We start from the raw sequence: 19,630 nt of genomic DNA, 5'->3' as shown, positions 1-19,630 counted from the left end.
TGCGCCTGCGGCGGGCTGGGTGGTTTGTGGGTGCGGTGACGGGCCTCCGGGGCCGGTTGTGTGGACTGCTGACGCTTTACGTCCACACAACCGGCCCCTCCGGCCCGTCCCCTCCCGTTGGGGGGAAAGTTAAGGCCGGTGGGGGTGCACGTGACGTCCACGTGCGCGCAGGCAACGGATCAGGCCCGCCCCCAACCAGCTCTTACCTCCCACTCACGGGAGGGGGTGGACCGGAGGACGAAGTCTGGAGGGCCGGCACCGCACTCGACAACACCACGCCCGCCGCCAGGCGCAACGGCGAGACGACCCGCGGCGCCGCAGACAGGTACGTGCGGGGCGCCGCAAAGCGCAACGGCGAGCGGGCCCCGCGGCGGGAAAGCCGGGTACGTGGGGCTAACGAACCGCACGTACCCAGTCAGGGCGGCGGCCCGCGAGGCCCACCACCCTGTCCAGGAGGGGCGCGTCCTCCGGTACCGGGACCACGCTGCCGAACAGCGGGCCGTTCGCGCTGTCCTCCGCCCAGGAGGACAGCAGCTCGTACGACAGCTGGAGGGCGTCCGGGTCGGGCACGTACTCCTGGCCGGTGGCGCGGGCCAGGTCCCAGCCGTGGAGCACCAGCTCGTTGAGCGCGACCCGGCCCGCGACGGCGCCCGGGAGCGTGACGCCGCCCGCCTGCGTCTCGCCCTGCCACGCGTCCGGCGCGCGCCAGGCCGCCGTCATCCCCGCCAGGTTGCGGTCCAGCTCCGCGCGCCAGCCGGGGTCCACGTCCGGCCGCATCGCGTCGGGGGACAGCCGGGTCGCCGGTCCGAGGTCCTTGCGCGCCACGTCCTGGAAGGCGGCGGCCAGGCCGACGAGATGGCCCAGCAGATGGCGCACCGCGTACTTCTCGCACGGCGTGGGCGCATCGAGCTGCTGCTCGGCCGTTCCCGCGGCCAGTCGCGAGACCTCCCGGGCCTGCGCCGCGAAGTCGATCATCTCGGTCATCGTGCGGTTCCTTCCGTCCTGCGGAGCGCTTGTCGTCTGCCGGCCGGCTGCCGTATCCGCCGGCCACCCCCACAGTGCAGACTCCGCACGCCGGAAGAACTCATCGCCACACCGGACATCCGGCGAGGCGGCCGCGCGCCGGCCCGGGGCCGGGCCTCCGGCGGTGGGCCGAGCGGCTCACCGCCGCCCGTACCGCTCCCGCAGCGCCGCCTTCAGCACCTTGTTCAGCGGGCCGCCGCGCGGCAGCTCGGCGGTGGTTTCCAGCTGTTCCGGCAGCTTCTGCGCCATCACGCCGGCCGCCCGCAGGTGCGCGGTCAGCGCGTCGAGGGTGAGCGGCGGGGCGGCCGGGTCGGCGGGCGTGATCACCGCGCAGACCCGTTCGCCGCGTTCCCGGTCCGGCAGTCCGATGACGGCCGCCTCGGCGACCGCCGGATGGGTCTGCACCAGTTCCTCGACCTCCTGGGCCGAGATGTTCTCGCCCTTGCGGATGATGATGTCCTTGAGCCGTCCGGTGAGCACGAGGTGCCCGTCGGGGCGCAGCCGGCCCAGGTCGCCGGTGTGGAAGTACCCGTCGGCGTCGAACGCCTCCGCGGTCAGTGCCGGATCGGTGTACCGCCGGAAGAGCATCGGGCCCTTGAGGGTCACCTCCCCGGTCTCCCCGGGCGCCGCCTCGCTCCCGTCGGGCCGGACGAGGCGTATTTGGGCCCCCATCACCGGCCGGCCCACCGTCCGCGCCAGCTGGTCGTCGCTGTCGTACGGCGTGCCCATCGCGATCATCGGGCACTCGGTCATGCCGTAGCCGTGCACCACCGCACACCCCAGCTCCCGCCCGGCCGCCGCGTACAGCTCCGGAGACATCGGGGCACCGCCGCCCGACAGCACCCGGAGCGTCGGGATCAGCCGCCCGGCGTCCGGGCGGTCCCGTCGGTACCGCCGGGACTCGTCCAGGAACGCCTGGTAGAACGCGGTGCTGCCGCCGGCCATGGTCACCCCGTACCGCCGGTAGACCGCGGCCGCCCGGCCCGGCTCGAAGCTGTCCAGCACGACCGCGGGAAAGCCGCTGACCAGCATGGCGATGACGTAGTCCGGCCCGGCGATGTGCGCGTACGGGAAGGCGATCGAGCCGATGTCCTGGGCGGACATCCCGAGCGCGGTCGCCAGCCCGACGCCGCCGGCGATCAGACTCGCGTCGGTGTGCTCCACGCCCTTGGGTGACGAGGTGGTCCCGGAGGTGTAGTAGATCCAGCGCGTCCCGTCGCGCTCCGGCACGTCGTCCGGCAGCCCGGACGGATCCCCTACGGGCAACCCGCCCCCCACCGGCACCACCCGCACGCCGTCCCCGGCCGCCTTACGGGCCATCGCCGCGTAGTCGAAGCCGCGCCACTCGCCCGGGACGAGTACGTACTCCGCCGCCGACTCCGCCAGGATGAAGCCGACTTCGCGCTCCCGGTGCAGCGGAATGACCGGCGTCTGCACGGCCCCGAGCCGGGCCAGCGCCAGCGAGACGAGCACCGTCCCGATCCGCGTCGGCAATTGCCACGCCACCCGCGTCCCGGCCCCGATCCCCAGCCCCCGCAACCCGGCGGCCACCCGCAACGCCTCGTCCCGCACCCCGTCGAAGCTGACGCTCCGCCCCTCCGCGTCGAAGAACATCGGCGCCCCCCGCGACGCCTCCGCCCGATACTCCACCAACTCCCAGAGCGACCGCACACGACCGACCTCGAACACGACGCGCCTCCTGACTCCGGGGGACGGGTGGGGCGCACTGTAGCAGCGGATCTGATGAAGCGTCAGATTCCGCGCACACGCGAACGGCAGCGGGACCATGCGCTGTCACATGGTCCCGCTGCCGAGGTGCTCAGGTGGTGCCGTCGTAGGGACCGCGCCGGGTCAGGGCATGTGCTTGTCCGCCGGGGCGACAGGCGTGTGGTTGTCCCCCAGGGCGACGGCGGTGCCGGACGCGACCTGGCTCCCGGTGATCGGGGCGTGGTGGTCGAACGTCGAGACCTGGCCGGATATGGGACGGGTGCTGTCCGCCATCGCCGGTGCGGCGGCCGCACCCGCCGCGGCAACCGTGAGAGCGGTGAGAAGGACGGCCTTGTAAGCGCGGGTCATGCTGGTTCCTCCGTTAGCGATGGGGTGGCAGTGCATTGAGCGTAGGGAGGGTTTCGCGGACTTCAGCCACACGATCGAGCGCATGGCCGGAAACCGGTGCAGGTCGGCCGGATTGCCGAAGTCTGTGCAGATATGCGCGTGTGCAGACCTGCGCGTGTGCGGAAATGCCGCAGGGACCGTTACCGATGGCTCCCCTCCGTGCCATCGGAACGGCCCCTGCGATCCCCCGAACCCCTCCGGTGCGTGCTACTTGGGCTCGCCCAAGGCGTCGCCGATCGGCTTGCCGATGGGCTGGTGGTGGTCCAGCGGCTTGATGATGTCCTCACCGGGCGTCGCCGGCTGGTCGTTCTTGCCCACGATGCGACGGCCGTTGGGGCCGATGATGGGCTGGTGGTGGTCGAGCGGCTTGATGATGTCCCGCTCGTTGGGCTGGGTGTTCTCGGTGGCCAAGCTGATCAACTCCTGTTTGGGCGCTTGTTTCCGGCCACCCGGCCGGCGACTCCCCCGTGGGTCGCCGGACAGGTGCGTCGGGGCCGAACACCATAACGGTGGGGCCAACTGACCGAACCGCTTGCCCCCCGAGGCGGCGGGTCGGTAGGTAGAAGACTGGCCCGACGCGATGAACGATCGATAAACGTCCGCGTCCAGCGCCGTCGCCGCGTGTTGCCGGCCGCGGTTCGCGCAGGTCAGGCGGCTGCCACCGGACGCAGCAGACGGCGCACCGCGGCTCCTTCCGGGGAATCCAGCCGCTCGTAGACGCTCAGCGCCTCCTGCCAGCACACCCGGGCCCGGCCGGTCTGGCCCACGCCGTCCAGGGCGCGCCCGAGCAGGGTCAGGACGTTGGCGTGCCACCACTCGCCGCCGATGGCCCGGAGGGCGGTCAGGGCCTGTTCGGCGTGGTTGGCGGCCTGCGCGGGGTGACCGGCGGTCAGGTCGGTCTCGGCCAGGCGGAAGTACGTCATGCCCTCCCAGAAGCGCTGCCGGCTCGCCTGGAAGATCGCCAGGGCCTTGTTGAGTTGCTCGGTGGCGTCCTCCAGCCGCTGTGCGCGGGTGAAGGCCAGCCCGAGCGCGTACATCCCGTTGGCCAGCCGCCGGGTGGCGCCCAGCTCCCGGTAGATCGCGATGCCTTCCTGCGCCAGCCGGATCGCGGTGTCCACCCGGTCGGTGGCCAGGTGGACCCGCGACAGGTTGCACAGGGCGCTGGCCTCCGATGGCTTGTTGCGGTCCTCACGGAACGCGCTGAGCGCCTGCGTGAGGTACGCCTCGGCGTCGGCGTGGCGGCTCTGCGAGTTCGCGATGATGCCGCGGTCGTTCGGCGCGTACGAGGAGGCGAAGGCGTCCTTGGTGGCGAGGCCCAGCAGCATGGCCGACTGGGCGTGCTCGTCCGCCTTGTCGAACCGGCCGGCGAGGGTGTGCACGTTGGTGAGCGCGACGTGGATGCGGGCCTGGGCGCGCTGGTAGTCCAGCGCACGGGCGGCCTCCAGCAGGGCCATGTTCACGTGCTCGTACTGCCGGGAGTCCGCACCGGATTCGGCGAGGTCCTGCGCCAGCAGCAGCAGGTCCACCGCCCGCCGCAGGGTCTTCGGGCCGGCCGACTGCTGGGCGCACGCCAGCAGGCACCGGGCCTCGGCGAAGAGCCACTCCAGGGCTCCTATGCGGTCGGTGAAGGTGAGCCCCGCGTACTGCGGGCACGCCATGTGGTCGGCCAGCCGGTCGCCCGGGCGCTCCAGGGTGTAGACCTCCTTGGCCGTCGCCAGGTAGAAGTCCAGCAGCCGGGAGAGCGCCGCGTCCCGTTCCGAGGGCGGGTGCTCGTCCCGTTCCGCGCACACCCGGGCGTACAGCCGGACCAGGTCGTGGAAGCGGTAGCGACCCGGCGCCGCGGACTCCAGGAGGCTGGCGTCGACGAGGGATTCGATCAGGTCTTCCGCCGAGTCGGCGTCCATGTCCAGCAGGGCGGCCGCGGCGGCGAGCGAGATGTCCGGGCCGTCGGCGAGGCCCAGCAGCCGGAACGCCCGTGCCTGGTGCGGCTCCAGCTGCCCGTAGCCCAGCTCGAAGGTGGCGGTGACCGCGAGGTCACCGGCCCGGAGCTCGTCCAGCCGCCGGCGTTCGTCGGCGAGCTTGCGGGCGAGGGTGGAGACCGTCCACGTACGCCGGGCGGCGAGCCGGGAGGCGGCGATGCGGATCGCCAGGGGCAGGAAGCCGCAGGCGCCGACCACCGCCATCGCCGACTGCCGTTCGGCGGTGACCCGTTCCTCCCCGACGATGCGGGTGAAGAGCTTCAGCGCCTCCTCGGGGCTCATCACGTCGACGTCGATGAGGTACGCGCCCGCCAGGTCGATCAGCCGGGCGCGGCTGGTGATCAGCGCCGCGCACCCTTCCGAGCCGGGCAGCAGCGGCCGTACCTGCGCCGCGTCCCGGGCGTTGTCCAGCAGGGCCAGCACCCGGCGCCCGGCGAGGGTGGAGCGGTAGAGGGCCGCGCGCTCCTCCAGGCCGTCCGGAATGGAGGAGTCCGGTGTGCCGAGGGCCCGCAGGAAGGCGCCCAGTACGGCTTCGGGTTCGGACGGGGTGTGGCCGGCGCCCTGGAGGTCGACGTAGAGCTGGCCGTCGGGGAAGTGCTCGCGGGCGGCGTGCGCGACGTGCACGGCGAGGGTGGTCTTGCCGACGCCGCCGATGCCGGTGAGCGCGGAGACGGCCATGACACTGCCCTCGGCGGTGGCCAGTTGCTTGCCGAGCTCGTCGACGAAGGCGCTACGACCGGTGAAATCGGCCACCGTGGCCGGAAGTTGCTGCGGCCGGACCACGACGGGGTCGGCGGCGTCCGGGCCGTCGATGACGACGGGCGGCGCGTCGAGATCGGTGTCCGCCCGCAGAATCCGCTGCTGCAGCTCCGACAGCGAGGCGCACGGCTCGACGCCCAGTTCGTCGTCGAGGAGGCGCCGGGTGTCGGTGTAGACCGCGAGTGCCTCCGCCTGGCGGCCGCTGCGGTACAGGGCCAGCATCAGCAGTTCGCGCAGGCGCTCGCGCAGGGGGTGGGCGGCGGTCAGGGCGGTGAGTTCGGAGACCGCGTCGGCGTGGTGGCCGAGTTCGAGGTCCAGTTCGAGGCGGGCCTCGATGAGGGACAGCCGCCACTCGTGGAGGCGGGTGCGCTGGGTGTCGGCGTACGGGCCGGCCAGGCCGGCCAGCGGCTCGCCGTCCCACAACGCCAGCGCCCGGTCGAGGAGTTCCCGGGCCCCGGCCCGGTCGCCGGCCGCCCGGGACTTCTCCGCCTCGGAGGCGTACTGCTCCGCGTGGTCGTGGTCGAGATCCAGCGGGCAGCCGTCCACCGGCCGCAGCGCATAGCCGCCCGACTCGCTGACCAAGGCCGCGGCGTCGTCGCCCAGTGCCTTGCGGAGCCGGGACGCGTACGTCCGCAGCGCGGCGAGCGCGGCGTGCGGCGGTTCGTCGCCCCACAGGGCGTCGACCAGCTCGGGCGCGGTGGCGGTCCGCCCGCCGCGCAGCAGTAGTGCGGCCAGCAGCGCTCGCTGCTGCGGGGAGCCCGCCGCCAACGGCGTTGCGCCGCGCCAGGCCCGTACGGGACCGAGCACGGTGAAGCGGAGCCGCTCCCGCCCCGGACCGTCGTCCATGGTGTCCCCCTGCCCTGTGGCATCCATCCGCGCTGTATGCGCCCTCTCGCTGTATGCACCTACTCGCTGTGCGCAACGGCCAGTCTGCCTTGTCGCGCCCCCTTACGTCAGTAGGGGTCCGGACCGTGCACAAAGCCTCCTCGCCTGATGGTGCCGGGGGCGCCGGGGCGCATGGCAGGGGCGCGGAGGGTCGGCTTCCGTGCGCCCCTGGGGCAGTTGGTACGTGTCAGGGGCACGGGAGACGCGTGCGCGGGCAGGCCCGGCGGGCCGCCCGGGTCGCACCGCAGGTCTGCCTTCCGACTAGCTGACGGGCCGTCAGTTACGCGCTACCGTGACCGCATGGAGACCTTCCCCAGGATCATCTCGGTGGACGACCACACGGTGGAGCCCCCCACCGTCTGGCGGGACCGGCTCCCGTCGAAGTACCAGGACACCGGCCCCCGCATCGTCCGGGCACCGCTCGCGGAAATGACCTTCGTGGGCGGCAAGTTCGCCCCGAAGATGGGCGCCCCGGGGGACGACGGGCCGATAGCCGACTGGTGGGTCTACGAAGACCTGCACCGGCCGCTGACCCGCCTCGACACCGCCGTCGGCTACGCCCGCGACGACATCAAGCTCGAAGGCATCACGTACGAGCAGATGCGCCCCGGCTCCTACAGCGTCCCCGAGCGGCTCGCCGACATGGACGTCAATCACGTGCAGTCCGCCTTGTGTTTCCCCACCTTCCCCCGTTTCTGTGGCCAGACCTTCACCGAGGCCAAGGACCGCGAGCTCGGCCTGCTGGGGGTGCGCGCGTACAACGACTGGATGGTGGAGGAATGGTGCGGCCCGCAGGCGCAGGGCCGGCTGATCCCGCTCACCCTCGTCCCCCTCTGGGACGCGGACCTGGCGGCCGCGGAAGTACGGCGCAACGCGGCCCGCGGCGTACGGGCGGTCTGCTTCAGCGAGATCCCGCCCCACCTGGGGCTGCCCAGCATCCACACCGACTACTGGGACCCGTTCCTGCGGGCCTGCGACGAGACCGGCACGGTCATCGCCATGCACATCGGCTCGTCGTCGAAGATGCCCTCCACCTCGGCCGACGCGCCGCCCGCCGTCGGCTCGACGATCACCTTCGCCAACTGCTGCTTCTCGATGACCGACTGGCTGATGAGCGGCAAGTTCGACCGCTTCCCCCGGCTGAGGATCATGTACGCCGAGGGCCAGATCGGCTGGATCCCCTACATCCTGGAGCGCGCCGACGTCGTCTGGGAGGAGAACCGCGCCTGGGGCGGCGTCGCCGACAAGGTCCTCCGGCCGCCCTCCGAACTCTTCGCCGAGCACGTTCACGGCTGCTTCTTCGACGACGCCTTCGGCCTGCGCAACCTGGACGCGATCGGCGTCGGCAACGTCCTGTACGAGACGGACTACCCGCACTCCGACTCCACCTGGCCCAAGTCGAGGGAGGTCGGCGAGGCCCAGATGGGCCACCTGCCGCCGGACGTGGTGGAACGCATCGTCCGCGGCAACGCGATCGACCTGCTCGGCCTGACGGCGGAGGGCCTCTGGGCGGGCTGAGCCGGAAGCCGTGAGTCCGTCCTGGCGGCCGCGCGGTACGGCCGCCGGGTTCCGGGCCGGGCGGAACGACGCCGGGCGCGGGCCCGGGGTCAGTACCGGTACCCGGGCCAGTGCGGATCCTCCCAGCGGGCCTCGCCCGTGAGGCCGAGCAGCCGTACGCGGTGCAGCAGTTCCTCCGGAGCGCCCTGGGACCGCAGCCGGGCCGGCGCGTGCCGGACCAGCCAGCCGGTGAGCTCGGCACACAGCTCGTCCTCGCCCTCCCAGGCGTCCCAGGGCAGCTCGTCCCCGAGCAGGTCGTACGCCCAGCGGTCCACCGCCTCGGCCAGCCGCCGGTCGGCCACGGGCCCGGTCTGCGCCGCCCATGCCGCGAGCCACGGGGTGAGGGTGCCGGACGCCTCGGCGCAGCAGGCGAGGACCTCGTACGCGGGGACGGCGGCGCGGGGGTCCGTGAGCGTGTGTGCCCACCAGGCGCACAGGAACTCCCGCACCGCCGCGGCCTGCTCGTCCGGCCACGCCTGCCACCGCCCCCGGGCGAACGCCCGGCCGACCTCCTCCATGCCGAAGAGCGGCTCGACCCGCCCGGCGACCAACTCCCCGGCGAGCTGCGGCAGGATCCGCCGCAGCACCTCCCCGGGAAACTCCCAGTCGACCGCCTTCCAGGTACGCCGCAGCAGATCGGGCTCCAGCACCACGTCCGCCACCTTCAGCTGCGCCAGCTCCTCCGCGCTGCCCCAGTGGCAGTCACAGTTGTACTCGTCGGGATGGGCGGCCATCCCACGGAAGGTGCCGGCCAGCCCCTCCAGCGCGGCGTCCAGCCGGAGCGGCGGACAAGGATCGATTGCATCGGCGCACACCGTGAACCGGCTTTCATGACTCCGCACACCGACTCCCGCCGGGCGAAGAGAGCGACCTTACCGGAGGGGTCCACCCCGCCACCCACCCCCGCAGACCGTCGCGCTGAGGGCCTGGCCGGTGAGCGGTTCGGGCGGAGCGGCAGGTTTTCCACAGGGATCACCACGCACGGCGACCCGCCCGTACTCTGAGAGTCACGAGATGGACAGAGAGGGGCAAGGCCGTGACGTCAGATGCCACTCCGGACCTGTACGCCGAGCCGGTGGTCTTCGGGCAGCGTATGCAGATCCTGCGGACCCGGAGGGGGATGAGCCGCACTGTCCTGGCCGGCCTGCTGGGGAAGTCGCCGAGTTGGGTCAAGCAGGTCGAGGGCGGACGGCTGCACATGCCCAAGCTGCCCACGATCTTGCGCATCGCGGAGGCTCTCCGCGTAGGGGACCTGGCCGATCTCACGGGTGACCAGTCGATGTCGGTCGGCCTCTTCGCAGGCCCCGGGCATGCCCGGCTGCCGCAGGTACGTGCTGCCCTGGACGCCTTTCCGCTGACCGCTCAGCAGGAGGCGCCGGCTCCCAGCCACCTCCGGGAACGCCTCACCCGTGCCTGGCGCGCCCGGCATTCCTCCCCGAATCACCGGGAGGTCATCGGCGCACTTCTGCCGTCTCTCCTCCGGGACGCCCAACTCGCCGTGTTGCAAGCGGACTCCGCGCGGGAGCGGCGGGTGGCGCAAGGGGTGCTCTCGGAGGCGTACAGCCTCAGCCAGTTCTTCCTCGCGTACCAGCCGGACGCCTCCTTGCTCTGGCGAGTGGTGGAGCGCGGAATGATCGCAGCCCAGGAATCGGAGGACCCGCACGTCATCGGGATGGCCGCCTGGCTGGCGACACAGGCGCACCGCGACAGCGGGCATGCGCATTTCGAGGCCGCGGATGCGGTGAATCTGGAGGCCCTCCGCTATCTCGAAGCCTTCCTGCCCGAGGCGAGCGACGACGTCCTCGCCATCGCCGGAGCGCTGCAGTTCGAAGCGGGGTACACCGCGGCGCGCCGGGGCGAAACCGGAACCGCCTGGCGGTACTGGGACACGGCCCGCGCCGTGGCGGAGCGGCTCCCCGCCGACTACTACCACCCCATGACCTCGTTCTCCCGCGCCGTCATAGGGGCCCACGCGGTCACGGTCGCGGTCGAGCTGCATGCGGGAGCGGAGAGCGTACGGCAGGTATCTGCGGCGGACGCGACGACGATTCCGTCCCGGCCGCGCCGGGCGCGGCATCGCATCGAGGAGGCCCGCGGCTATCAGCTCGACAGACAGGCGGAGGCCGCCCTCGCCGCTCTCGGCAAGGCGCACGAGGCGGCACCGGAGACCGTCCGCTACAACGGCTACGCGCGGCGCATCGTGCTGGAAGAGACGGAGTCGAAGAGCCCGGCGCAGCGCCGTCGTGCCAGCGAACTGGCTGTGAAGATGGGGGTATTGGCCGCGTGAACAGAGGGGTACAAACTGTGCCCCTTCCCCCTTCTTCGGGGTCCTACGGTCGTTCCTCGTACGACCGATGAGGACCCCCGCGGCCGCATGCAGGGCGGCCCGGGGGCATGGCCAACCTGAGGAAAGCAGGTCGACATGCCGGACTGTATCGCCCGCATCTTCGAGTCGCTCGGGGAGCTGTTACCGCCCGCTTCCGGGCGGCCTCGGCCGGAAGGCGCGTACGTACCCACTCCGTCGCCCACCGTGGAGGTGGTCACGCGATGAACCAGCCACCACCGACGATCACGAGGCTGTTGCCGTGGACGACGCCCGAGGGGAAGACCTGCATTCTCGTCAGTGACGGCGGGCCCCAGGGCGGCTTCTCGTTCCTGGCGGACCGCTTTGAAGCCGTACAGCTGGAGATGGCGCTGGGGCTGATCGAGCACGCCGCCGACCTGCTCGCGGACAGCGAGGCGACGGACAAGGGGCTGCGGTTCCTGTGCTGCCAGTTGCGGGCCACATTGGTCGATGTCCACCGTGTCGCCGTCAGCCGGGGAGAACGGTTGGCCGGTGGCAACGAGACGGTAGGCGAGTGATCAACCCCCTTCGGGGTCTTGCCGCGCTCGTTCGGCGCGTTCTGCGTGCCCGAGCGAGCGCGGCTGCCGGCCTGCTGTTCCCATCCCTTGCCTGATGAAGCGCCAGGCACGACGATGTCCGCGCGAGTCCGAGCTGACGGTGTGTCAGCTATGGGAGGCATCCGGGCGGAGGCGGCGATGGGTGAGGGCGGCGTGTGGCGGCCTGGGGGTGGCGGGCGGCTGGCGTACGGGATGCAGTTGCCGGTGCAGGCGCAGAGCAGGGTGTTCGCGGAGGAGTGGGAGGCCGGGGCGGGGCCGCGGGACCTGGTGGAGATCGCGCGGGCCGCGGACCGGGGCGGGTTCGCGTACGTCGCCTGCTGTGAGCATCTGGCGATCCCGCGGCGGCTGGCGGAGGCGATGGGGACCGTGTGGTACGACCCGGTGGCCACGCTCGCGCATCTGGCCGCGGTGACGGAGCGGGTGCGGCTGCTGAGCCATGTGGCGGTGGTCGCCTTCCGGCATCCGCTGCTCACCGCGAAGCAGTACGCGACGCTCGACCGGTTGTCGGGCGGGCGGCTGATCCTGGGTGTGGGCGCCGGGCACGTGGCGGAGGAGTTCGAGGCGCTGGGGGTGGACTTCGCGCGGCGGGGCGCGGTGCTCGACGAGACGATCGATGCGCTGAAGGCGGCGCTCGGGCCGGAGGAGTTCCCCGAGTTCGTCGGCGAGCGGTTCGCGTTCGATGGGCTGGGGCAGGCGCCGCGGCCCGTACAGACGCCCCGGCCGCCGATCTGGGTGGGCGGCTCCTCGCCCGCCGCCGTACGCCGGGCCGCGGAGCGCGGGGACGGCTGGCTGCCGCAGGGGGACCGGCGGGAGCAGCTGCCCCGGCAGATCGCGACGCTCCGGGCGGCGCGGGAGGCGGCGGGGGTCACCGAACCGGTGGTGATCGGGGCGATCGCCGAGCCGGTGTACGTGGGGGAGCCGGGCTGGGACGTCGGGCGGCACACCGTCCGGGGCAAGCCGGAGGCGGTCGCCGAGTCGTTGCGGGCGTACGCGGAGATGGGCGTGCGGCAGATCCAGGTGCGGTTCCGCAGCCGGAGTCGGGCCGAACTCGTCGATCAGATGGCGGCGTTCGGGGCGGAGGTCGCCCCACACCTCTGCGTGTGACACGCGGCTTCGGCAGGGACACATGGCTCCGCACCTTCATCCAGTAGGGAGTACCGGCATGGGCAAGCTCGACGGGCGGGTCGTTCTCATCACCGGGGCGGCGCGTGGGCAGGGTGAGCAGGAGGCACGGCTGTTCGCGGCGGAGGGGGCGCGGGTCGTGCTGGCCGACGTCCTCGACGAGCAGGGCGAGGCCGTCGCGAAGGAGATCGGCGAGGCCGCGCGCTACGTCCATCTGGACGTGAGCCAGGAGGAGCAGTGGGTGGCGGCGGTGGCGGCCGCCCGGCAGGCGTACGGGAAGGTCGACGGGCTGGTCAACAACGCCGGGATCCTGCGGTTCAACGAGCTGACCGCCACCCCGCTGGCCGAGTTCCAGCAGATCGTGCAGGTCAACCAGGTCGGGGCGTTCCTCGGGATCAAGACGGCCGCGCCGGAGATCGCGGCGGCCGGCGGCGGCACGATCGTGAACACGGCGTCGTACACGGGTGTGACGGGGATGGCGTACGTCGGGGCGTACACCGCGACCAAGCACGCGATCGTGGGGCTGACCCGGGTCGCGGCGCTGGAGCTCGCGGCGAAGAGGATCCGGGTGAACGCCGTCTGCCCGGGCGCGATCGACACCGCCATGAGCAACCCCGCCCAGCTCGACCCCACGGCCGACGCCGACGAGGCCGCGGCGGCGCTGGACGAGCTGTACCGCAAGCTGGTGCCGCTGGGGCGGGTGGGGCGGCCGGAGGAGGTCGCGCGGCTCGCGCTGTTCCTGACGTCCGAGGAGGACTCGGCGTACATCACGGGACAGCCGTTCGTGGTGGACGGGGGCTGGCTGGCCGGGGTGAGCGTCCTCTGACGCAGTTCATCTGATGCTGCGTCAGGTAATGCCGTCCGGTGCTCTTGACGGTGCTGGGCGGTGGTGGAACAGTCGGCGCAATCGAGAGCTGACGGTTCGTCAGATAGTCGTCGGGCGGGCGCCCCGGACACGCGCGCCGGGGCCCGCCGGGCGGCGGATACAGGGACGGTGATCCACTGTGGAATTCGGCCTCTTCGTACAGGGATACGTGGGCAAGCGGGCCAGGACCGACCCGCTCGCGGAGCACAAGGCGCTGATGGAGGAGACCGAGTACGTCATCCAGGCGGACGCCTCCGGGTTCAAGTACGCCTGGGCGTCGGAGCACCACTTCCTGGAGGAGTACTCCCACCTCTCCGCCAACGACGTCTTCCTCGGCTACCTCGCCCACGCGACCGGGCGGATCCACCTCGGGTCCGGGATCTTCAACCCGTTGGCGCAGGTCAACCACCCGGTGAAGGTCGCCGAGAAGGTCGCGATGCTCGACCACCTCTCCGAGGGGCGCTTCGAGTTCGGCAGCGGGCGGGGCGCCGGTTCGCACGAGATCCTCGGCTTCCTGCCGGGCATCACGGACATGAACCACACCAAGGAGATCTGGGAAGAGACCATCGCCGAGTTCCCGAAGATGTGGCTCCAGGAGGAGTACCCCGGGTTCCAGGGCAAGCACTGGCAGCTGCCGCCCCGGAAGGTCTTCCCCAAGCCGTACGGGGCCTCGCACCCGGCGATGTGGTACGCGGCCGGGTCGCCGTCCTCGTACGCGATGGCGGCCCGGAAGGGGCTGGGCGTGCTCGGCTTCAGCGTCCAGAAGGTCGGCGACATGGAGTGGGTGCTGGAGCAGTACAAGACGGCGATCCGGGACGCCGAGCCGGTGGGCGACTTCGTCAACGACAACGTGATGGTGACGTCGACGGCGATCTGCGCCGAGACGCACGAGAAGGCGGTGCAGATCGCCGTCGACGGCGGGCTCAACTACCTGCAGTCGCTGGTGTTCCGGTACCACGACACCTTCCCGCGGCCGGACGGCATTCCGGAGTGGCCCGAGCTGCTGCCGGACTACACCGCCGAGATCATCGAGCTGCTGATCGCCGAGGAGCTGATGATCTGCGGTGACCCGGACGAGGTGCTCGGGCAGTGCAAGCGCTGGGAGCAGGCCGGTGCCGACCAGCTGAGCTTCGGCCTGCCGATCGGCATCCCGTACGAGGACACCATGAACACGATCAAGCTGATCGGGGAGCACGTCATCCCGAAGATCGATACGGACCCGGTGCACCGGACGACCCGGTTCCGCCAGGCGGCCGGCACCTGAGCCCAGCCGCTGACGGGACCGGCACCGCGCCGGCCGCGAGCCGGCAACCGAGGGGAGGCAATCGCCGTCATGCTCGACCACCTGATCAAGGGCGCGACCGTCGTGGACGGTACGGGCGCGCCCGCGTACCGCGCCGACGTCGGCATCCGGGGCGGCCGGATCGCCGCCGTCGCCGGGCCGGGCGGGGTGAGCGAGGAGTCGTCCTCGGCGGAGGACGCGACCGGGCTGGTCCTCGCCCCCGGCTTCGTCGATCCGCACACCCACTACGACGCCCAGCTGTTCTGGGACCCGTACGCGACTCCCTCGCTCAACCACGGTGTGACGACCGTGGCGGGCGGGAACTGCGGATTCACCCTCGCGCCCCTGCACCCCGCCCGCCCCGAGGACGCCGACTACACCCGGCGGATGATGTCCAAGGTGGAGGGCATGTCCCTGGTGGCGCTGGAGGAGGGCGCACCGTGGACCTGGCACTCGTTCGGGGAGTACCTCGACGCCCTGGAGGGGCGGATCGCCGTCAACGCCGGCTTCATGGTGGGGCATTGCGCGCTGCGCCGGTACGTGATGGGCCCGGACGCGGTGGGCGGGCAGCCGACCGGCCGGCAACTGGCCGAGATGCTCGCCCTCTTCCACGAGGCGATGGACGCGGGCGCCTGGGGGTTCTCCACCACCCAGTCGTCCACCCACTCCGACGGTGACGGCCGACCGGTCGCCTCCCGGCACGCCGGGCCGGACGAACTGCTCGCGCTGTCCCGGGCGGTCGCCGAGCACGAGGGCACCCAGATCGAGGCGATCGTGGCCGGCTGCCTGGACCGGTTCAGCGATGCCGAGATCGACCTGTTCGTGGAGATGAGCGCGGCGGCCGGGCGCCCGCTGAACTGGAACGTGCTGACCATCGACGCGGCCGTGCCGGACCGGGTGCCCCGGCAGCTGATACCGAGCGAGCGGGCCCGTAAGGCCGGCGGCCGGATCGTGGCGCTGACCATGCCGATCCTCACGCCCATGAACATGTCGCTGGGCACCTTCTGCGCGCTGAACCTGATCCCCGGCTGGGGCGAGGTCCTCGGGCTGCCGGTCGACGAGCGGATCGCCCGGCTCCGTGACCCCGCGGTCCGCGCGGAGATGCTGCGGCGCGCGGGCAGCGAGGAAGCCGGTGTCTTCCGGCGGCTCACCGACTTCGGCCGGTACGTCATCGGCGACACCTACTCCGCCGCGAACGAGGGCCTGACCGGCCGGGTCGTCCGGGACGTCGCCGCCGAGCGCGGCCAGGAGCCGTTCGCCTGCCTGGTGGAGATCTGCGCCAACGACCGGCTGCGGACGGTCCTGTGGCCCATGCCCACCGACAACGACCCGGACTCCTGGGCGCTGCGCGCCGAGACCTGGCAGCACGAGGACGTCCTGCTGGGCGGCTCGGACGCCGGGGCGCACCTGGACCGGATGTGCGGGGCGCCGTACACCACCCGGTTCCTCGGCGACTGTCTGCGCGGCCGGCAACTGGTCGGGCTGGAGCAGGCGGTGAAGATGCTGACCGACGACCCGGCGCGGCTCTTCGGACTGCGCGAGCGCGGCCAGATCCAGGAGGGCTGGCACGCGGACCTGGTCCTCTTCGACCCGGAGCGGATCGACGCGGGCAAGGCCACGCTGGTCCACGACCTGCCGGGGGACAGCCCGCGGCTGGACTCGAAGGCGATCGGCGTCACGGCGGTGTGGGTCAACGGCGTCGAGGCGATCCGCGCGGACCGGGTGACCGGCGCGACGCCCGGCACGGTGCTGCGGTCGGGCCGGGACACCAGGACGGTGAGCACCCGGTGAGCGGGAGCGTGGGTGGGAGGAAGCGGGCGGTGAGGTTCCGGTGACGGCGGCCGGTCAGCGGCTCTTCATCGGCGGTGAGTGGGCCGTGCCGGACGGCGGCCACTACGAGGTGATCGACCCGGCGACCGAGGAGACCGTGGGGCTCGCGCCCGAGGCGAGCCGTGACCAGGTCCACGCGGCGGCCGCGGCGGCCCGGGACGCCTTCGGTCCGTGGTCCCGGACCAGCCCCGAGGAGCGCGCGGCCGTCCTCTCCCGGGCCGCGGACCTCATGCAGCGCGACGCCGGCCGGTACGCCGAGCTCGCCCAGGCGGAGAGCGGCGCCACGACCGCGACGGCGCGCGGGATGCAGGTCGCGGTCGCGGTGGCCCGGTTCCGGCGGTACGCCAAGGGGGCGCTGGAACCGGTCGAGACGCCGCTGCCCCCGCAGATCAACGAGGCGGGCCCGATGGGCCGGGGCGGCGTGCTGGGCGCCCTCGCCGTCCGGCAGCCGGTCGGCGTGGTCACCTGCATCACCTCGTACAACAACCCGTGGGCCAACCCGGCCGGCAAGGTCGCCCCGGCCCTCGCCATGGGCAACACCGTCCTGGTGAAGCCCGCCCCGCAGGATCCGCTGTCGGTGTACCGGATGGCGGAGGCGCTGGAGGAGGCACTGACGGAGGCGGGGGCGCCGCCCGGTGTCGTGAACGTCGTCAGCGGGACCGCGGTCGCCGTGGGTGAGGCCGCCGTCGACTCGCCCGACGTCGACATGGTCAGCTTCACCGGCTCCACGGCCGTCGGGCAGCGCATCGCCGAGGTGTGCGGGCGCGGGATGAAGCGGCAGCTGATGGAACTGGGCGGCAAGGGGGCGGCGATCGTCTTCGGCGACGCCGATCTGGACTCCGCCGTCGCCGGGATCGGGACGACGTACGCCTTCTACAGCGGGCAGATCTGCACGGCGCCGACCCGGGCGCTCGTGCACCGCTCCGTGTACGACGCGTTCGTCGCCAAGCTCACCGCATACCTCGGGTTCCTGAAGGTCGGTGATCCGCGGGCCCGGGGGACCGTCGTCGGGCCCGTCATCTCCGCCGCGCACCGGGACCGCGTCGAGTCGTACGTGGAGCTGGGGCGCAAGGAGGGCGCCACGGTCGTCGCGGGCGGGGAGCGGCCCGCGCACCTCGGCAAGGGGTTCTACGTCGCGCCGACACTGCTCGCCGACTGCACCAACGACATGCGGGTGGTCCGCGAGGAGATCTTCGGGCCGGTGGTCGCGGTCGTCCCCTTCGACGGGGACGAGGACGAGGCCGTCGCGCTCGCCAACGACAGCGACTACGGCCTGATCGACTACGTCTGGTCGGCCGACGCGGCCCGCGCCTTCCGCGTGGCCCGTCGGCTGCGGGCGGGCGGCGTGGGGGTGAACACCGTCGGCCGCAACATGGAGGCGCCGTTCGGCGGCTTCAAGCGGAGCGGAGTGGGCCGCGACGTCGGGTCGTACGCGCTCCATACGTACAGCGAGCTGCAGGCGATCGTGTGGCCGGGGTGAGGGGTGCGCCGGTGGCCGGGGTGTGACGTTCGAAAGTCGGACGGGAAAATTTTGAACCGCCATAAAACGGACGGTGCTGCGGTTCTCGCAAAGTGAAAGGTGTAGCGGGAAGCTATGAAATGCAATGTGTGGCGGGCTTTGTGGCCGTCATTTCCATGATCGATTGCGGGTCTGATCCCCTTATTTATGGGGGCGTGTGAACGGAGGTTGATCTTCCGGATGCGGATACAGCAGCACTTAACGTCCTGTTCATGGTTCAGGTTGACCCCCGTCCCCAGACCGGAGACACGGTAACGAGCGTCGGTACGTCCGGCAGCGACACCCGCGGCAAGGGCCTCAGCGGCAACTCCGTGGGCCTGCTCGGCAGCGCGGTCATCGGCATCTCGACCGTCGCCCCCGTCTACTGCCTCACCTCGACGCTCGGTCCGACGGTCGGTGAGGTCGGGGTGCAGATGCCCGCCGTCTTCCTCGCGGGCTTCCTGCCGATGCTGCTGGTCGCCTTCGCCTACCGGGAGCTCAACAAGGCCGTGCCGGACTGCGGCACCTCCTTCACCTGGACCGTCAAGGCGTTCGGGCCGAAGGTCGGCTGGATGTGCGGCTGGGGGCTGGTGATCGCCACGATCATCGTGCTCTCCAACCTGGCCGGCGTCGCCACCTCCTTCTTCTATCTGCTCCTCGGCGAACTCGCCGGCAGCCGGGCCGTCGCCGACCTGGACGGCAACCGCGTCGCCCACGTCCTGACCTGCCTGGCCTTCATCGCCGTCGCCACCGCGATCAGCTACCGCGGGATGACCGCCACCAAGGGCGTGCAGTACACCCTCGTCGGGCTCCAACTCGCCGTCCTCGCCGTCTTCGTCGCCCTGGCCGTGGTCAAGGCGCAGTCCGGTGACTTCGCCGGCTCGCTGCACTTCTCCTGGACCTGGCTCGATCCGTTCGCCGTCCGGTCCTTCTCCGCCTTCACGGCCGGACTGTCGCTCTCGATCTTCATGTTCTGGGGCTGGGACACCTGCCTCACGGTCAACGAGGAGACCGCCGGCAGCGACCGCACGCCCGGCCGCGCCGCCCTGCTGGCCATGGTCGTACTGATCGGCTCCTACCTCCTCACCGCCGTCGCCGCGCAGATGTTCTCCGGCGTCGGCCACCGGGGCCCGGGGCTCGGCAACCCGGACACCGCCGACAACGTCTTCGCCGCGCTGGCCGACCCCGTCATGGGCACCGTGCTCGGCGTCCTGCTGTTCGTCGCGGTGCTCGCCTCGGCGGCGGCCAGCCTGCAGACCACCTTCATCCCGGTGGCCCGCACGGTCCTGGCGATGAGCACCTACGAGGCGCTGCCGGCGTCCTTCGCGCGGATCCACCCGCGGTTCCGCTCGCCGGGCCGGGCCACCGTCGCGGCCGGTACCGCGACCGGTGTCTTCTACGCCGTGATGAGCTTCCTCAGCGAGAACGTCCTGATCGACACGATCTACGCGCTGGGCCTCATGATCTGCTTCTACTACTCGATCACCGCCTTCGCCTGTGCCTGGTTCTTCCGCCGTGAGCTGCGGAACTCGGCCCGTGACCTGCTGTTCAAGGGCGTCTTCCCGGTCCTGGGCGGGCTGCTGCTCGCCTCCGTCTTCCTCAAGACCCTGATCGACATGTGGAACCCCGCGTACGGATCGGGCAGTTCGGTCCTCGGCGTCGGGTCGGTCTTCGTGATCGGCGTCGGTCTGCTCCTGCTCGGTGCCGTCCTGATGCTCGTCATGCGGCGCCGCAGCCCGGCCTTCTTCCGCGGCGAGGTCCTGACCCGGGCCACACCGGCGCTGGTGGTGGAGGAGTAGGGGCCGGCCCGGGCG

General features: G+C 71.9%; 15 protein-coding genes. 9 read left to right on the top strand and 6 right to left on the bottom strand.

Annotation, left to right across the window (positions count from 1 at the left end; genetic code table 11):
- Positions 1-393: 393 nt before the first annotated feature.
- The 5 genes from V2J85_RS28235 to afsR form a co-directional block, all read right to left on the bottom strand.
- Positions 394-984, bottom strand: a complete 591-nt coding sequence (locus V2J85_RS28235; protein ID WP_261950857.1) for a TIGR03086 family metal-binding protein — start codon at positions 982-984, stop codon at positions 394-396.
- 177 nt (positions 985-1,161) lie between these two features.
- A complete protein-coding gene (locus tag V2J85_RS28230; RefSeq protein ID WP_330823117.1) occupies positions 1,162-2,712 on the bottom strand; it encodes a class I adenylate-forming enzyme family protein in 1,551 nt (516 codons plus the stop codon).
- Positions 2,713-2,874: 162 nt separating this feature from the next.
- Complete coding sequence (locus V2J85_RS28225) at positions 2,875-3,099, bottom strand: hypothetical protein (RefSeq protein ID WP_330823116.1); 225 nt, start codon at positions 3,097-3,099, stop codon at positions 2,875-2,877.
- 246 nt (positions 3,100-3,345) lie between these two features.
- Positions 3,346-3,549 carry a hypothetical protein gene (locus V2J85_RS28220; RefSeq protein ID WP_261950860.1) on the bottom strand — a complete coding sequence of 68 codons (204 nt, stop codon included), beginning with the start codon at positions 3,547-3,549 and terminating at the stop codon, positions 3,346-3,348.
- A 236-nt stretch (positions 3,550-3,785) separates the two neighbouring features.
- Positions 3,786-6,722 carry an SARP-family global regulator AfsR gene (gene afsR / locus V2J85_RS28215; protein ID WP_315975480.1) on the bottom strand — a complete coding sequence of 979 codons (2,937 nt, stop codon included), beginning with the start codon at positions 6,720-6,722 and terminating at the stop codon, positions 3,786-3,788.
- 339 nt (positions 6,723-7,061) lie between these two features.
- Between afsR and V2J85_RS28210 the strand changes: the two genes are divergently transcribed.
- Positions 7,062-8,279, top strand: a complete 1,218-nt coding sequence (locus V2J85_RS28210) for an amidohydrolase family protein (protein WP_330823115.1) — start codon at positions 7,062-7,064, stop codon at positions 8,277-8,279.
- 89 nt (positions 8,280-8,368) lie between these two features.
- Here V2J85_RS28210 and V2J85_RS28205 read toward each other — a convergent pair whose 3' ends face one another.
- A complete protein-coding gene (locus V2J85_RS28205) occupies positions 8,369-9,160 on the bottom strand; it encodes a hypothetical protein (RefSeq protein WP_330823114.1) in 792 nt (263 codons plus the stop codon).
- Positions 9,161-9,354: 194 nt separating this feature from the next.
- On the opposite strand from V2J85_RS28205, the gene V2J85_RS28200 reads away from it, so the two are divergent.
- From V2J85_RS28200 to V2J85_RS28165, 8 genes are all read left to right on the top strand, one after another.
- Positions 9,355-10,605: a helix-turn-helix domain-containing protein gene (locus V2J85_RS28200; protein ID WP_330823113.1), complete on the top strand. Its 1,251-nt coding sequence runs from the start codon at positions 9,355-9,357 to the stop codon at positions 10,603-10,605.
- A 260-nt stretch (positions 10,606-10,865) separates the two neighbouring features.
- On the top strand, positions 10,866-11,180 hold the full coding sequence (locus V2J85_RS28195) for a hypothetical protein (RefSeq protein WP_330823112.1): 315 nt from the start codon (positions 10,866-10,868) through the stop codon (positions 11,178-11,180).
- 177 nt (positions 11,181-11,357) lie between these two features.
- A complete protein-coding gene (locus tag V2J85_RS28190) occupies positions 11,358-12,323 on the top strand; it encodes an LLM class F420-dependent oxidoreductase (RefSeq protein WP_261957085.1) in 966 nt (321 codons plus the stop codon).
- Positions 12,324-12,381: 58 nt separating this feature from the next.
- Positions 12,382-13,167 (top strand): SDR family NAD(P)-dependent oxidoreductase, encoded by a 786-nt coding sequence (locus V2J85_RS28185; RefSeq protein WP_261950866.1) that lies wholly within the window; start codon positions 12,382-12,384, stop codon positions 13,165-13,167.
- Between the two features lie 178 nt (positions 13,168-13,345).
- The gene (locus V2J85_RS28180) at positions 13,346-14,470 is read left to right on the top strand and encodes an LLM class flavin-dependent oxidoreductase (protein ID WP_330823111.1); all 1,125 of its coding nucleotides are present in this window, start codon (positions 13,346-13,348) and stop codon (positions 14,468-14,470) included.
- Between the two features lie 69 nt (positions 14,471-14,539).
- Complete coding sequence (locus V2J85_RS28175; protein ID WP_330823110.1) at positions 14,540-16,279, top strand: N-acyl-D-amino-acid deacylase family protein; 1,740 nt, start codon at positions 14,540-14,542, stop codon at positions 16,277-16,279.
- Positions 16,280-16,319: 40 nt separating this feature from the next.
- The gene (locus V2J85_RS28170) at positions 16,320-17,798 is read left to right on the top strand and encodes an aldehyde dehydrogenase family protein (protein WP_330823109.1); all 1,479 of its coding nucleotides are present in this window, start codon (positions 16,320-16,322) and stop codon (positions 17,796-17,798) included.
- A 251-nt stretch (positions 17,799-18,049) separates the two neighbouring features.
- Positions 18,050-19,615, top strand: coding sequence for an APC family permease (locus tag V2J85_RS28165; RefSeq protein ID WP_330823108.1), 1,566 nt, complete (start codon positions 18,050-18,052; stop codon positions 19,613-19,615).
- Positions 19,616-19,630: the final 15 nt, after the last annotated feature.

The sequence above is a fragment of the Streptomyces bugieae genome, from assembly GCF_036352915.1.
In the GTDB taxonomy this organism is placed as follows: Bacteria; Actinomycetota; Actinomycetes; order Streptomycetales; family Streptomycetaceae; genus Streptomyces; species Streptomyces endophytica.
Note: the sequence above shows the minus strand (reverse complement) of the source record. Positions and strands in the feature narration are given on the sequence as shown.